This is a genomic window from Lacrimispora sphenoides (genome assembly GCF_900105215.1).
Lineage (GTDB): Bacteria > Bacillota > Clostridia > Lachnospirales > Lachnospiraceae > Lacrimispora > Lacrimispora sphenoides_A.
The window spans coordinates 174,686-190,861 of the sequence record NZ_FOIP01000001.1 but is presented as its reverse complement, the minus strand read 5'-3'; the positions used below and the strand labels follow the sequence as shown (position 1 = coordinate 190,861).

Genomic DNA, 16,176 nt, shown 5'->3' with positions numbered 1-16,176 from the left:
ATGATGAAATCGAGCAGACGTAAAAAACTATTGATCCACCTGATACTGATCGCAGGAATCGGTATTACCGTGCTTCCGTTTCTTTGGATGCTATGTACCTCATTTAAAACAAAGGGAGAATCCATGATGATTCCTCCCACGATTCTGCCTGAACGATTTGTCACAGAAGCCTATCATAATGTTCTGACCGCCCTTCCTTTTGGAAGAATTTATATGAACACGGTATTTTCTACGGTTGTAACGGTTGCGGGACAGGTAGTGATCTGTACCCTGGCTGCATATTCCTTTGCCAGGATTAAATTTCCGGGAAGAGATATCCTGTTTTTGGTGGTGCTTTCCGTCCTGATGGTACCGGGACAGATCTTTCTGGTACCTCAGTACCTTATCGTGCAGAAGCTGGGGCTTTTGGACACCATGTTTGCACTTTTTCTTCCAAACTTATTCAGTGCCTTTGGAACTTTTATGATGAGGCAGTTTTTCTTATCCCTTCCTGATGAACTGGAGGAAGCAGCCATACTGGACGGGTGCGGCAGGATCCAGATCCTGACCAGGATCATGGTCCCTCTGGTAAAATCAGGGATCGTGGCCCTTGTGATTTTCACGGCAAAGTTTGCCTGGAATGACTTTATGTGGCCTTTGATCGTAAATACGACCACAACAAAGATGACTCTGGCTCCGGCACTTTCTACGCTTCAGGGACAGCATACCAACGATTATCCCGCACAGATGGCAGGCGCTGTTCTGGCAGTCATTCCAATGGTTGTCTTGTTCTTTGTTTTCCAGAAACAGTTTATTGAAGGAGTGGCCCATACGGGAGTAAAAGGTTAAAGGACCGGCAGGGAATCGTTTTAAGAATTGATAAGAGGATTGTTTGGAACAGGGAAAGGAAAGCGGATCATATCCGTTTTCCTTTTCTTTTAATTTGTGGACTTTAGCCTATTGAACATTCTACGATTGAAAAACAGTATATAATTATGTTACAATACCGATGCATTCTTAAATATATTGGAACGTATGAATACAGTGAATAACCTTGAACGCTGGGGCTGTCCCTGGAGGAGTTTGGCAGGGCATTTCTTAAGACGGTGTTCCCACCATTACATTACGATAAATGTAAATATCTTTAAGGAGAGATGCAATGAAATTACAGATCACAACAGATTATGCAATTCGAGTCATCATTTATTTAGCCCAGAATGAGGATAAAGTGACGACCGTAAAAGAAATGGCTGAGAGGCTGGGCATTACTGGTAATTATCTTATTAAAATTGTTACGCGTCTCAAACAAGAGGGTTACATAAAGTCTATACAGGGACCTACCGGGGGATATTATCTGGTGAAAAAAACGGAAGATATTACACTGTATGATATCGTTCTGGTGATAGAGGGAGAAATTCGTATTAACCGCTGTCTGGAAGAGGACGGGTATTGCAGTAGAGATGCTTCGCAGTACTGCCCCGTACATAAAATTTTTGAGTCTGTCCAGAATGATTTGATTGCCAGTTTAAAAAGAGCAAAGATCAGTGAGATTTTGAAAGCCGGGGATGAGATGCTATAGACGATGGTCGAAAAGCTTTTTTACCGTATAAGTCCGGGCGCTGGCTGTGAACTTTATTTACAGTCTGAAGGAAAGTAATCGGATTATATCCGTTTTCCTTACCTTTTATTGAGCCATAAACGGACCTTTAAAACCAAAAAGCTTTCATAAAAGTTCTTCCTGGAAATTTTTCATTAATGGAGTTATAAAGTAATAAACAAATGAAACTTTGCATATACTTGGTAATATATGGTTGATAAAAATATTTCTGTAAAGGAGAGAACCAGTATGCCAAGAGGAGTAAGAAAGACACCACTTGAAAAACTTCAGGAAGAATTAAAAGAGGTCCAGGAATCGATTCAGCAATACAAGAACAGTCTGGTAACTTTAGGCGAAAAAGAGAAAGATATTCAGGATAAAATAAAGCTGGAACAATTTAAGGAAGTATCAACAATATTGGACGAGCATGAGATGTCGATCATGGATTTAAAGGAATTGCTTATTTCATCAAAGGCAGATTGAAAAGCTTAGAACGGATCTACAAATAAGGACGCAGTTTAAAACAAAGTACGACACAACATTGAAAAATGTCGCAAACACTGTAATTACGGCATTTTTCAACAATATGAAGATAAAAATTTGCCGTTATAAACCGTTTCGAATCAGCATAAACCGAAACAATTTGGGGCAAAATTTGGGGCAACTTTATATTACAATCAGGACTCATTTAAGCACGTATCTATTTTATGGTATAATGTAAATTGTGTGATATGATCTATATGTTTATATGACCAATTGTAAGGAGGGTACTAATATGCCAAGAGGTGTTCGCAAATCATCGTTTGAAAAATTACAGGAAGAACTAAAAAGAACACAAGATTCGATAGAACAATATAAAGCTGCAATCAAAACACTTCAGGAAAGAGAGAAGCAAATACAAGTAGAAATTAAAGTTGAACAGCTTAAGGATTTGTCTTCCGTACTTGAAGAGAATAATATGTCAATTTCAGAATTAAAGGATTTAATTGTAAACAGTGATAAAACTAAATAATAAGACAAATAGGCTGGTCGAAATGACTGGCTTATTTTTTTTGTAATAAACTAAAAAATATATAGCACAAGTGTCTGCTTTTCCAGAACATTTGCCTTATTCACCAAATATAAAAAAAGCGGTCGTTGGTGTATTGGAAAATTAGCACTTATGAAAACCACAAGTACCTATCCAATCAACTACCAACGACCGCTTAAAGCAATCGAATTTCATTGATGTTAAATTTTGAATATAGCATAAACGATAAGTTAATCTATGTCAACTTTATTTAATACAAATTGCTATTAATAGGAGTAGTGATTTTATAAACTTAAGCCGTTGAATACGCCCAGAATATTAATTTGCCCGTATCCCCATGTGGAATTTGGGTAGGTGATAGCAGGACTTCGGACAGCCCCACGTACCATAAGTCGGCTGATGTTTCTCCCAGTAATGGTTGTATAATTTCCGCGGTTGATTGCCCATTCCATAAGCATGGCAGCAACGCCGGAGGCGTGTGCGGCTGCAGCCCCCGTTCCGGTTGCACTTCCATAGCGGTTGCCGGGCAGAGGACATGTAATCTGATATCCGGGTGCTGCAAGATCCGGAACAGTCCCGCCGGATACGGAAAATCCTCTGCTTGAGTTGATTAGAATACTGTCATTTGATTGATCGTAAGCGGTTACGGTAAGCGGATTGCTGGTATTTCCTGGATTTGTCACGGTAATATCCGGGGTTGATTCAAGAAAAAATGTTTCTTCGGAGATAATGGGGCCCGAAGGCAACCAGGCGTCAAAAATTGCCGGCTGAAGGTCTTTATTAGCGATACTTATCTTCCATATTCCAACATTAGCCTTCTGAAAACGCACAATGATGAGCTGGGCTCCAGTATTTTCCTCCAAGATAAAGTTATTGACGTAAAATACGGTGGATTCAAAAATAAAATCAAATTTCAAGCACTCGTTTAAACGCGGATAAATGACCTGCGTAGTTTCACCGGTTGGTGCAGTAAGTTTTATGGTCAAACGGAACGGAGAGTAATTCCAAAGTTCTAAAAAGAAATCCGTGTCATGATCTCCGATGCGTAGTTCAAAATCCCTGTAGAAATCAGGCAACATAAGTTCTCCCCGGAAATGTCTTCTGTTACCCCCTTCATTCCCGGCGGCAATGCATATCGATACACCGGGATATTTTGTCAGATTGTTTATGTGTTCCGAGAATAGGTCGTTTCCGTTGTGCCCTCCCTGGCTTGTACCGACTCCAATGCACAGGACCAGCGGTCTATTAAGATGCATGGCCACAGTACGGATATATTCAATCCCCATTATAATATCTGATTCCTGATAGCAGTCAATATCACTCCTGACAGAAAAAATTTTTCGGTTATATTCCTTTGCCTGTTTCAGTTTTACAACCACCAGTTCCGCTTCAGGAGCAACTCCTTGGAACTCCTCAGCCATATTAGGGGTTCCGGCAGCGATTCCGGCCAGCATGGTTCCGTGCCCATTATCATCCCTGGTAGATACGATGGATGTAGGGGTGGAAGCTCTCAGCGCAAGATTAATAATCTCTTTATTAAATTCTGATCCAAAGGTAAATCCCTGAGGAGGATCTCCTTCTTCCAGTGTCTGGTCCCAAATGGAATATATCCGAGTGGTTCCGTCCGGGTTAAGAAATGCCATATGTTCATAATCAATACCTGTATCAACAAAGCCTATTAGAATTCCCTGCCCAAACAGAGAAAGATTAGGATTTTGCTGAACGATAGGAACACCAGATTTTTCCTGGCTGATAATGGAATCACGCGTAAAAAGAAGCGGAAAGATAGTATAGGGCTGAATTCCGAGAAAGCACATGTCAAATTCACTGACTGGCATATGATAGATAGAATATTTTTCATCGATCGTAGTAAGATTTCCATTCTCTCGAAGTAGATCTGTGTATTCATTGTTTATAATCAAATCAAAATAACTTTCATCTACAATTTTAATGTCAACGCCTCCTATGTATTAGGTTTCTTTTCATAATTATATTATTGGATAGAGCCTGAAATGATAAATAAATGTGAATTTGATAATGGATAGAAAAAGGACTCCAGCTTGGAATACCATATTTATTAACCTTGTACCATCATATTTAAATGGTGCTAAAAATATCACTTGGCAGAATCGAGCACACGCTCTATGATTAGAATCACAGACATCCAGACAAATATACTTTAACTACACCAGAAGGGGAAAAGCTAAATTTTAATGACTTAAACGGCTATCAAACGGGTTGTATTTTAGGAGATTGTTATTCATATTATGAAGAAAAAGAGTATTGCCACAAAAGTGAAAGTCCTTGCGGAGTGGTAGAGATAAAAGAAGAAGCGGTTTAGTTGCCATAAAAAGTAAGTTTCATGGTAGAAAAGGGGAAAATCAACTTTTGTGAGGTGTTTTTTTTCCTATTCACTCATAAAATAATAAAAAGTAAAATCTGATGTATTGGGGGGTTTGACATTAAAAATATTGATGAAAATTATTTCGACCTGATAATAAACACTGAAATCATGGATCAGTATCGCGGAAATGGGGATCTGACTAAGATCAATGACAGATATTCTATCTTTCATATGCCAGTTAGCGAATTTGCTATGTGCTATCTCGGAATTCAGCCGTATGCTATTTTTCCGCGTCTTTATACACTAAATTCCATTATTAGCCTGGAAAAATCCGGTGTTACGGCCGTTCAGTACCACACTCATTTTTCTTTGTTTGGACAGGGAATATTAATAGGTTTTGTTGATACGGGAATTGAATATGAGCATAGGGCATTTCTTAACCCGGATGGAACCACCCGGATATTTTCTATTTGGGACCAGACACTGGAAGAAGGGGTCCCTCCTAAGGGATTTACCTTTGGATCAGAATTTAATAAAGAGAGTATTAATTTTGCGCTGAGTGCCATTAATCCTGCATACATCGTACCCACTCGAGACGACAATGGTCACGGAACCATGCTGGCAGGTATTGCCGCTGGGAACCCTAATCTGGCTGAGGAGTTCCAAGGTGTTGCGCCGGAAGCGGAATTGGTAGTTGTCAAATTGAAACAGGCAAAGGAGTATAACCGGAAAATTTTATGTGTCAGAAATGATATTGACTGCTATCAGGAGTCAGATATTTTGCTAGGAATTGAATACATTCGATCTGTGGCTGCACGTATTAACAGACCGCTAGTTCTATGCATTGGAGTTGGCACAAGCCAGGGAGGACATATCGGACGTGGACGATTATCGGAATACATAAACAATCTGGCGACTTATCCCGGTGTATTGCCATGTATTGCCGCTGGGAATGAAGGGAATAGTAAAAGACATTTCCGTGGAGAACTTATGTCGCCTAATTTCTACACGGACTTTGAACTACACATCGGAGATCATGATCCGGATTTCTTCTTTGAACTCTGGAATCACTCTCCGTTCCGGATGACCATTAAGCTTACCTCATCAACCGGCGAAACTACGCAGGATATTTATCCGCGTATTAACGAGTGCCTTGAATATGATTTTGTTTTAGAGTCTACCATACTTTACGTCAATAACTTTGTCTTGGAGGAAGACACCGGAGCCCAACTCATTATTGTGCGATTTCAGAAGGCTAATGTCGGAATATGGAAGATAAGAATCGCTAATATAGACCTTCAGCCGGCAATTTTTGACGCCTGGCTGCCTTCAGGCCCCATTATCTCAACTGATACATTCTTTCTTGAATCAACTCCAGATATTACTATAACGAATCCGGGAAATACAAGCAATCCGCTTACTGTAGCTGCTTACAATCAATTCAATGACAGAATTCAAATCAACTCAAGCAGAGGTTTTTCCGTATCCGGTGTGGTTGTCCCGGATCTTGCAGCCCCCGGATATCAGATTACATGTCCCCTGCCCGGCAACCGCTATGGAAGTGCAACCGGAACGGGGGCTGCAGCTGCACACGCCTCCGGCGTTGCTGCCATGCTTATGGAATGGGCAATCAACCGCGGAAATTTTACAACCATTACTGGGAGAGATATCAGCCGTCTTATGGTACGAGGGGCCACCCGGAGTGACAATATCACCTATCCAAATACCACATGGGGATACGGACGCATTAATATTCTGGGTGTTTTCGAAAACTTAATTTAATATTTTTTCTTCCATCATATAAACAGTCTCCTAACGGTTAATACAAGTATTATACCATATCTGAGACTGTTTTTATTGATTGTCAATATGTCCTTTTGTCCACTGACTTAACTTTGTCAATTTAGAAATGGATCTCTGATCTGCGCTTAATTGTTTATTCCCTCTATAAAAAAGTCCAATCGACTAGATAATATCCGAAGATAACTTGCTTTCAGAATTGAAAGACTATAGCTATGAGGGTATTTTTCAGACCAAATTGGAAGCATTTTATCAGGTGAGACTTGTGCACGTTTGATGGTGAGCGATCGGAGAATATAACCGGTTGCTTTTATTATGCTTAAAATTCAGTGAGGAGATTACTATGGCGAAGTTTACGAATAAAGAACTGGATTTTATCAGTAATGGTTTAATAAGTCTTATTGTGAATGCTGCGAAGGAAAAGGGCTTGTAACTGATACAGCCTCAAAGAATAGTATTAATAATTACATGAATACTTAACAGGCACTTAATTCTAAGGTTTGCAGAATGGACGGAAAGGAGGAATAATATAGATAATCTTGCCTTGACAATATAAACGATAAAAGGTAAAATTGAAAAAAAGTTTGCTAATGTTCATGTCTAAATGGACGGAATTCTGATGGTTGCCGTTAATGTTTTTGAGTATTTGTACATTGGCTGTTTCTAGCCATTTAATTTGATGATAGCACGGGGAGATTATCATGGAAGGTGAAACTATATATAAAATACTCATTGTTGAAGACGGAGAATTAAGCCAGAAAGTATTGGTGGATACCTTACAAGGTACATATAATGTCAGGGTTGTCTCAACTGGAAAAGAAACAATGCAAATGGTCAAACAATTTCGGCCGCATCTGATTTTGCTTGATATCATACTACCGGATACCAACGGGTTTGTTGTTCTAAAGGAATTAAAAGGAACCCAATCCACTCAGAACATTCCCATTATTGTTATCACAGGACTGGATAACGATAAGGACGAGGAGAAAGCATTATGTTTAGGTGCGGTCGATTATGTACGGAAGCCTTTTAATAAAGTTTTGGTGAGTGCACGCGTGAAAATCCATATTAAAATCGTAGAACAACTGCTTACCATCGAAAAACTTAGTTTTTATGACGCGTTGACGGGCCTTGCGAACCGCCGTAAGTTTGATTATCATATGGAATATGAATGGCAACGGGCCTTGCGGAAAAAGACTACCATCGGGCTGCTGCTGATGGATTTGGACAACTTTAAGAATTATAATGATACATATGGCCATAGGCAAGGCGATATTATGCTAAAATCTGTTGCAGGGGTTTTGAAAAAATCATTAAACCAGGCCACTGTCTTACCGTGCCGTTGGGGTGGCGAAGAATTCGCTGTTCTCGTACCAGAAACCAGTCTGGAAAAATTATCATTAATTGCGGAGAAAATACGTTCAACTATCGAGGCTATGGAAGTACCAAGGAATAATTCGGATGGAATTACAAGGATAACTGCCAGTATTAGTGCGATCTCCGCCATCCCATATCAACGCGAACAACTGGAAGGCTTCCTTGAAAGCGCTGACCGTCTCTTGTATCAAGCTAAAAAAGAAGGCAGAAACCGGGTGTGTCTTTAACTGTTAACCCATGAGAAGTATGACAGCTGTTTTTAGTCTTTTGAATGAATTATATGAAAACTACTGGAACCAGGACGGAAACTGGACTTTGACGGCTTTGTTGATAATTGTAAGCGCAGCTTTATTCACACAGACCGGAGGATTAATTGGGGCAACATTCAAATTCAATAAAATATGATTAATAAAACGTAATAAATACAAGCTTTTAGAAGGATATGCAAATAAGGACGCAGTTTAAAACAAACAGCGTCCTTATTTTTTTTGTAGAAATCCGTTATGATTAAAGTAGAAAAATCCTGCAGGCATATCTTTATGCCCGAAAGAACGGACAGGAAAGTAGGCATACCCTGCGGATATACCTTTACACCCGGTAAAGCGGGGGGGCCCTGCCCGGAAAGCGTGGGCGGGGAAGAAGAAAATAAAGGGAGAGTGGTTTACATGGAGAAGTATTATCTTGCCGTGGACATTGGCGCATCCAGCGGCCGCCATATTCTTGGGACCGTAAAGGAGGGAAAACTGGTCCTTCAGGAGATTTACCGGTTTGACAATGGCATGAAGCAAAAGGATGGACATTTGTGCTGGGATGTGGAAGCCTTATTTCATGAAATTAAAGAGGGCATGAAGCAATGCAGGAAGCTTGGTAAGATCCCGGCTGCCATGGGGATCGATACATGGGCTGTGGATTTTGTCCTCTTGGATGGAGAGAGCCGGATCCTAGGTAATGCGGTTGGATACCGGGATGACAGAACTAAGGGAATGGATGAAAAATTATATGAGATCATTTCCTTAAAAGATTTATATGGAAGAACCGGAATACAGAAGCAGATCTTTAATACCATTTATCAGCTCATGGCAGTCAGGGAAGAAAATCCGGAATATCTGGAGAAAGGGGAATCCTTACTTATGATTCCGGACTATTTCCACTATCTGCTGACAGGGGTGAAAAAGCAGGAGTATACCAATGCAACAACCACCCAGCTGGTCAATGGGGAAACCGGAACCTGGGATTATGAACTGATCCGGAAGCTGGGCCTGCCTGAAAGGCTGTTTGGGGAGCTTTCCATGCCAGGAACATCAGTGGGACCATTGGCAAAGGCCATTGAAGAGGAAGTAGGGTTTAACTGTCAGGTAGTCCTTCCGGCAACCCATGATACCGGCGCTGCCGTCATGGCGGTTCCCCTGGATCCGGACGGAAAGGATTCCATGGACGGTCTCCTTTACATCAGCTCAGGAACCTGGTCTCTGATGGGAACGGAGCTTCCTAAGGCGAATTGTACTATGGAAAGCATGGAAGCAAATTTTACCAATGAGGGCGGCTATGATCACCGCTTCCGGTATTTGAAAAACATCATGGGACTTTGGATGATCCAGTCTGTGAAAAAGGAGCTGAAAGAAAAGGGAGAGGCTTACTCCTTTGCAGAGCTTTGCCAGATGGCCTCTGAGGAAGTGATCCATTCCATTGTGGACTGCAATGATTCTGTATTTCTGTCTCCGGAGAGCATGATCATGGAGGTGCAGGATTTCTGTGGAAGGTCTGGGCTGGAGGTGCCAAAGACTCCGGGACAGATCGCGGCAGTCATATACAACAGCCTTGCAGCCTGCTATGGAAATACGGTAAAGGAACTGGAATCCATCACCGGAAGGATCTATCCGGCTATCCATGTGGTAGGAGGGGGCTCCAATGCGGAGTATTTGAACCGACTGACGGCAGACCGGACAGGTCGGACCGTTTATGCCGGACCGGGAGAAGCCACTGCCATCGGAAATCTTTTGGCCCAAATGCTGGCTGCCGGAGAATTTGACAGCTTAAAACAGGCAAGGGAGGCAGTATACCGGTCCTTTGCCGTAAAGGAGTATAAGCCAGGGAATTAGTTGGCGCAGAATGGAGGAAATTCATGATAAGAAAATCTTTTAAAATGTACTTAAATAAAGGAATGGCCGAAGAATACGAGAAAAGACACAATTTGCTCTGGCCGGAAATGAAGGACATGATCAGCCGGCACGGGGGACATAATTACTCTATTTTCTTAGATGAGGAAACCAATGTCCTCTACGGATATATTGAGATCGAGGATGAAGATAAATGGGCAGAAACGGCGGATACACCCATCAACCGAAAATGGTGGGATTATATGGCTGACATTATGAAGACCAACCCGGATAACAGCCCGGTTTCTATCGGCTTAAAGCCTGTATTTCATTTAGACTGAACGTTATCATAGGAAGCCCCGGCCTTAAAAGCCCGGGCAGAAATTAAGAAAAGGAGAAGAGAGCCATGACAATAAAAGAAAGATATGAAGCAGCAAAGGAAGCATACAAGGCCGTTGGTGTTAATACAGATGAGGCGCTGGAGGCACTGAATAAGATTCCTATCTCCATGCACTGCTGGCAGGGGGATGACGTAATAGGATTTGACGGAGCCGGCGGGCTCTCAGGCGGCATTCAGACGACTGGCAATTACCCGGGACGGGCCAGAAATCCTCAGGAGCTGATGAATGATATGGGCAAAGCGCTGAGCCTGATTCCTGGAAAACACAGGATTAACCTTCATGCAAGCTATGCCGTATTTGAAAAGGGAGAATGGGCGGACCGTGATCAGCTGGAACCGAAGCATTTTGCAAGATGGGCAGAATTTGCAAAGGAAAGAGGGATTGGCATTGATTTTAATCCCACCCTGTTTTCCCATCCAAAGGCAGAGAATGCCACCTTGTCCAGTGAAGACGAGGAAATACGCAGCTTCTGGATCAGGCACGTAAAGGCGTGCATCCGTATTTCTGAATATTTTGCCAAAGAGCAGGGAACTCCATGTACCATGAACATCTGGATTCCTGACGGTTTTAAGGATATTCCGGCGGACCGTACCTCCCCAAGGGCACGGTTAAAAGATTCTCTTGACCAGATCCTTTCCATGGATTACGATAAAACCAAGGTATTTGTAGCCGTGGAATCCAAGGTGTTTGGAATCGGTGTGGAAAGCTGTACGGTTGGTTCCCATGAATTTTATATGAATTACGCTTCCAAGAACGATATCCTATGCCTGCTGGACAGCGGCCATTATCATCCCACGGAGGTGGTTTCCGATAAGATATCCTCCATGCTCCTGTTCTTTGACAAGGTGGCCCTTCATGTGACAAGGCCGGTGCGGTGGGACAGCGACCATGTGGTGTTGTTTGACGATGAGACAAAAGAGATTGCAAAGGAAATCATCCGGGGTGGAGCTGACCGCGTTCTTTTAGCCCTTGACTTCTTTGATGCAAGCATCAACCGCTTAAGCGCCTGGATCGTGGGAATGCGCAACATGCAGAAGGCGTTGTTAAATGCCCTTCTTCTTCCGAATGAAACGCTTGCCTTGTTACAGAAGGAACGAGAGTTTACGGAGCAGATGATGCTTCAGGAGGAGCTTAAGCTATATCCTGTGGGCGATGTATGGAATTATTTCTGTGAGATAAACGGAGTTCCGGCAAAGGAAGACTGGTTTGAAGAAATACGCAGCTATGAAAAAGAAGTGCTGCTTAACCGGAAATAAGGAGAAAAAGAATATGAATATTTTAGTTGCTGAATTTGTAAAAGGCTTTATCCGCTTATGTGACGACGGCTTTCGTCAGAACTGGCATGAGAGAAACGGCGGCAATTTAAGCTACCGCATCAAGGAGTCAGAGGTAGAATCAGTGAAAGAGGGCTTTACGGATAAGAATCCCTGGCAGCCCATCGGAACCTGTGTAAAGGGTTTGGCAGGAGAGTATTTCATGGTGACGGGAAGCGGGAAGTATTTCCGCAACGTAATCCTGGATCCGGAAGCCAATACCTGTATCATTGAGGTGGATGAAAGCGGTGAGAATTACAGAATCCGCTGGGGATTAGTAAACGGCGGGCGTCCCACCAGCGAGCTGCCTTCCCATCTTATGAACCATGAAGTAAAAAAAGAGGCTACATCCGGTAAACACAGGGTGATTTACCATGCCCATCCTGCCAATGTAATTGCCCTTACCTTTGTTCTTCCCTTAGAGGATAAAGTCTTCACCCGGGAATTATGGGAGATGGCAACAGAATGTCCGGTGGTTTTCCCGGACGGCGTAGGTGTGGTTGGCTGGATGGTGCCAGGCGGACGAGACATTGCAGTGGCAACCAGTGAGCTGATGAAGAAGTACGATGTGGCTGTATGGGCTCATCACGGCTTATTCGCTTCCGGAGAGGACTTTGACCTGACCTTTGGTCTTCTGCATACAGTAGAAAAGTCTGCAGAAATCCTTGTTAAGGTGCTTTCCATCCGTACGGATAAGCTTCAGACCATCACACCTCAAAACTTCCGTGACCTGGCGGTTGATTTTAAGGTGAATCTGCCGGAAGAATTTCTGTATGAAAAATAACCTGTATAAATGGCACTGGAGAGCGTAAGCTTTCCGGTGTTTTTTTTATGGGTTTTAGCCTGTTGGGCGTGAGTGGCCTTCACTTTAGGAGAGATACGGTATGCTCATACCCATTATGGAATTTCTTCTTATGAGGATTATCAGAATGGCGTACGGCTGGCCTGCGAAATATTGAAGCGTTTGAATGAAATGGTGATCCGCAGTTTTTAAGATGATGTAAAAGGATCCGGAGGATGAATCAGATGAAAAAAAGCCACTGGAGAGCGCAGGCTTTCCAGTAGCTTTTATGATTAATCCATCTCTTCTTCCACAATGGTAGTAGTTTCATCGGCCAGTTCTTTCATCGCTGCTCCGGTGGACTTCGCCGCTTCTTTTGCCGCATCAATCCCATCCTTTGCCGCATCTTTTACTGCTTCGGCAGCAGTTTCTGCTGTTTCTTTTATCGTATCTGCAGTCTCTTTGGCTTTTTCTGCCAGTTGGTCTGCGGCTCCGGCAGCGTAATCCAAACCGCCATCTTCCGTAAACTCTTCGTCGTCTAAAAACTCATCTGTCTGTTCTTTTGCAGAGTCAAACATGTCCTTTGCGGTAAATGCCACGGCTGAAGCCGCTTCCTTTGCCGTATCAGAAACAATGCTCGCTGCATCCTTTACTAAGTTTCTTGCTGCACTTACCGCATCCTTGGCAGCATCTGCCATATGGTCAGTGGCAACCTTAAATTCATCCTTATTGGCATGCAAAGAAACATAGTTGCGGTTCATCGTGCTGTCAATTTTGGAAATGTCGTCATTTCCCTCATCCTCAAAGTCGTGAAAATTTTCTTCCAGTTCTTTGTGGAAGGATTTGTATTTCGTAAAGTAAGAGATGCCGGCAGCAACAACGCCGGCCACAGTGGCCAGTGCCACGAATTTTCCAAACCCATTACCCTTTTTTGCCATTTGAAACACTCCTTTCCTTATTACCGTCCATGTATTCTGGGCATAGAGGTATGCCTGCAAGGTGCTTCCTTGTCACGGCTTATGCTTGATGGGCATAATGGTGCGCTTGTAAGGCGCTTCATTCTCTTAGTTATTGTAATACGTTCATCCAAAAAAATAAAGGTATATAATAAGAAAATTTCTATAAACTATGTAAGTAAAGGAGAAAATCGTACAAATATGGTAAAAATGTAAAAAAAATATAAAGTTAGCACTCAACTATTGACAGTGCTAATAATGAGTGATATAACTTAGTATGTGAATAAAATAAAACTTCTTTCGGATGGCCAAAGAAAGAAATAATAAGCAGAAAGTTATGAGGAGGAATTGCAATGAAATTAGTACCATTATTTGACAAAGTTGTGTTAAAACCATTGGTTGCAGAGGAGACAACAAAGTCCGGTATTGTTCTGCCGGGTCAGGCAAAAGAGAAGCCGCAGCAGGCGGAAGTCATCGCAGTAGGACCTGGCGGTCTGGTAGACGGCAAGGAAGTTACCATGCAGGTTAAAGTGGGCGATAAAGTAATCTTCTCCAAGTATTCAGGAACAGAGATAGAGACCGAAGAAGAGAGCGAGAAATATGTGATCGTTAAACAGAATGACATATTAGCAGTGATTGAATAATCAAGAAGGCGATACCGCTTCGTAAGGTTTTAGATAGTACGTATATTTATTTTAACAGAAAACTGGAGGAATGAATCATGGCAAAGCAGATTAAATATGGCGTAGATGCCAGAAAAGCACTTGAATCTGGAGTGAATCAGTTAGCAGATACTGTTCGTGTAACTTTAGGGCCTAAGGGCAGAAATGTTGTACTGGATAAATCTTTTGGATCACCGCTCATTACAAATGACGGCGTTACCATTGCAAAGGAAATTGAGCTGGAAGATGCTTTTGAGAATATGGGCGCTCAGCTTGTTAAAGAAGTTGCAACTAAGACCAATGACGTAGCAGGAGACGGTACTACCACAGCTACCGTTTTAGCTCAGGCTATGATTAATGAAGGAATGAAGAATCTGGCAGCAGGTGCAAACCCAATCGTTTTAAGAAAGGGTATGAAAAAAGCGACTGAAGCAGCAGTAGAAGCGATTGCAAAGATGAGTGAGCCGATCAAAGGCAAGGCATCCATCGCAAAAGTAGCAGCTATTTCCGCATCAGATGATGAGGTCGGCGAGATGGTAGCTGACGCTATGGAGAAGGTTTCCAACAACGGCGTTATTACCATTGAAGAATCAAAGACCATGAAGACAGAGCTGGATCTTGTGGAAGGTATGCAGTTTGACAGAGGTTATATCTCTGCTTATATGTGCACCGATATGGAGAAGATGGAAGCTAATTTAGATGATCCATATATTCTTATTACTGATAAGAAGATCTCAAACATTCAGGAGATCCTTCCTTTATTAGAGCAGGTAGTTCAGTCCGGCGCAAGACTTCTCATCATCGCAGAAGATGTGGAAGGCGAGGCTTTAACAACCTTAATCGTTAATAAATTAAGAGGAACTTTCAATGTAATCGCGGTAAAGGCTCCAGGCTATGGCGACAGAAGAAAAGAGATGTTACAGGATATTGCTGTTTTAACGGGCGGTACTGTGATCTCTGATGAACTGGGATATGAGCTTAAGAATGCAACCCTTGATCTTTTAGGACGTGCAAAATCCGTAAAGGTTCAGAAGGAAAATACCGTAATCGTAGACGGCTGCGGAGATAAAGAAGCAATCACTGCAAGAATCGGTCAGATCAAGGGCCAGATCGAAGAGACTACTTCTGATTTTGACAGAGAAAAATTACAGGAAAGACTTGCTAAATTATCCGGCGGTGTAGCAGTAATCCGAGTAGGCGCTGCAACAGAAACCGAGATGAAGGAAGCAAAACTCCGTATGGAAGATGCTTTATCTGCAGCAAGAGCGGCAGTTGAGGAAGGCGTTATCGCAGGCGGCGGTTCTGCTTACGTTCATGCCATCAATCAGATTGAAGAACTTGTTAAGAATTTAGAAGGCGATGAGAGAACCGGCGGAAAGATCATCTTAAAGGCTCTTGAATCCCCATTATACCATATTGTAGCCAATGCAGGACTGGAAGGAAGCGTCATCATCAATAAGGTGAGAGAGTCTAAGGTAGGAACCGGCTTTGACGCATACAAGGAAGAATACGTAGACATGGTAGAAGCAGGCATCCTGGATCCGACAAAGGTAACCAGAAGCGCCCTTCAAAATGCTACAAGTGTTGCATCTACCTTATTGACAACAGAGTCCGTTGTTGCTAATATTAAAGAAAAAGCACCTGCAATGCCAGCCCCAGGCGGAATGGATATGATGTAAACATTCACGTAAGCAACGAGCAGTGCGAAACAGAACATGAAAAAATTTACGTTGTGCCTGCACATAAGAAAATTTTTTCATGTTCTGTTTCATAGGGCGAACACCCGTGAGCGGGTAAAGCCAAAGGCTTTACCCACTGCACTGCGGACTTCTGGTACCCC

14 protein-coding genes are annotated in these 16,176 nt (G+C 42.5%); 12 read left to right on the top strand and 2 right to left on the bottom strand.

Annotation, left to right across the window (positions count from 1 at the left end):
* The 4 genes from BMW45_RS00865 to BMW45_RS00850 all read left to right on the top strand — a co-directional run bounded on the left by BMW45_RS00865 (position 1) and on the right by BMW45_RS00850 (position 2,588).
* Positions 1-828: a carbohydrate ABC transporter permease gene (locus tag BMW45_RS00865; protein ID WP_092240143.1), complete on the top strand. Its 828-nt coding sequence runs from the start codon at positions 1-3 to the stop codon at positions 826-828.
* Between the two features lie 310 nt (positions 829-1,138).
* Positions 1,139-1,558, top strand: a complete 420-nt coding sequence (locus BMW45_RS00860; RefSeq protein ID WP_092240142.1) for an RrF2 family transcriptional regulator — start codon at positions 1,139-1,141, stop codon at positions 1,556-1,558.
* Positions 1,559-1,825: 267 nt separating this feature from the next.
* Entirely contained in the window at positions 1,826-2,059 is a 234-nt protein-coding gene (locus tag BMW45_RS00855; RefSeq protein WP_025231702.1) for a hypothetical protein, read from the top strand.
* A 292-nt stretch (positions 2,060-2,351) separates the two neighbouring features.
* The gene (locus BMW45_RS00850) at positions 2,352-2,588 is read left to right on the top strand and encodes a hypothetical protein (protein ID WP_092240141.1); all 237 of its coding nucleotides are present in this window, start codon (positions 2,352-2,354) and stop codon (positions 2,586-2,588) included.
* 302 nt (positions 2,589-2,890) lie between these two features.
* Here BMW45_RS00850 and BMW45_RS00845 read toward each other — a convergent pair whose 3' ends face one another.
* Positions 2,891-4,528, bottom strand: a complete 1,638-nt coding sequence (locus tag BMW45_RS00845; protein ID WP_242882852.1) for a S8 family peptidase — start codon at positions 4,526-4,528, stop codon at positions 2,891-2,893.
* A gap of 590 nt (positions 4,529-5,118) precedes the next feature.
* Here BMW45_RS00845 and BMW45_RS00840 point away from each other — a divergent pair.
* The 6 genes from BMW45_RS00840 to rhaD all read left to right on the top strand — a co-directional run bounded on the left by BMW45_RS00840 (position 5,119) and on the right by rhaD (position 12,721).
* Positions 5,119-6,732, top strand: coding sequence for a S8 family peptidase (locus BMW45_RS00840; RefSeq protein WP_092240140.1), 1,614 nt, complete (start codon positions 5,119-5,121; stop codon positions 6,730-6,732).
* Positions 6,733-7,451: 719 nt separating this feature from the next.
* On the top strand, positions 7,452-8,354 hold the full coding sequence (locus tag BMW45_RS00835) for a GGDEF domain-containing response regulator (RefSeq protein ID WP_092240139.1): 903 nt from the start codon (positions 7,452-7,454) through the stop codon (positions 8,352-8,354).
* Between the two features lie 438 nt (positions 8,355-8,792).
* Positions 8,793-10,226 (top strand): rhamnulokinase, encoded by a 1,434-nt coding sequence (gene rhaB / locus BMW45_RS00830; RefSeq protein WP_092246053.1) that lies wholly within the window; start codon positions 8,793-8,795, stop codon positions 10,224-10,226.
* Positions 10,227-10,249: 23 nt separating this feature from the next.
* Positions 10,250-10,564: an L-rhamnose mutarotase gene (gene rhaM, locus BMW45_RS00825; RefSeq protein WP_092240138.1), complete on the top strand. Its 315-nt coding sequence runs from the start codon at positions 10,250-10,252 to the stop codon at positions 10,562-10,564.
* Between the two features lie 65 nt (positions 10,565-10,629).
* On the top strand, positions 10,630-11,880 hold the full coding sequence (locus BMW45_RS00820; RefSeq protein WP_092240137.1) for an L-rhamnose isomerase: 1,251 nt from the start codon (positions 10,630-10,632) through the stop codon (positions 11,878-11,880).
* 13 nt (positions 11,881-11,893) lie between these two features.
* Positions 11,894-12,721: a rhamnulose-1-phosphate aldolase gene (rhaD, locus tag BMW45_RS00815; protein ID WP_092246051.1), complete on the top strand. Its 828-nt coding sequence runs from the start codon at positions 11,894-11,896 to the stop codon at positions 12,719-12,721.
* Between the two features lie 290 nt (positions 12,722-13,011).
* Here rhaD and BMW45_RS00810 read toward each other — a convergent pair whose 3' ends face one another.
* The gene (locus BMW45_RS00810; RefSeq protein ID WP_092240136.1) at positions 13,012-13,656 is read right to left on the bottom strand and encodes a prolipoprotein diacylglyceryl transferase; all 645 of its coding nucleotides are present in this window, start codon (positions 13,654-13,656) and stop codon (positions 13,012-13,014) included.
* 371 nt (positions 13,657-14,027) lie between these two features.
* On the opposite strand from BMW45_RS00810, the gene BMW45_RS00805 reads away from it, so the two are divergent.
* Together BMW45_RS00805 and groL are read left to right on the top strand one after the other, a co-directional pair.
* A complete protein-coding gene (locus BMW45_RS00805) occupies positions 14,028-14,318 on the top strand; it encodes a co-chaperone GroES (protein WP_092240135.1) in 291 nt (96 codons plus the stop codon).
* Positions 14,319-14,395: 77 nt separating this feature from the next.
* Positions 14,396-16,015 carry a chaperonin GroEL gene (gene groL / locus BMW45_RS00800; protein ID WP_025231718.1) on the top strand — a complete coding sequence of 540 codons (1,620 nt, stop codon included), beginning with the start codon at positions 14,396-14,398 and terminating at the stop codon, positions 16,013-16,015.
* The last annotated feature ends 161 nt before the right edge of the window (positions 16,016-16,176 follow it).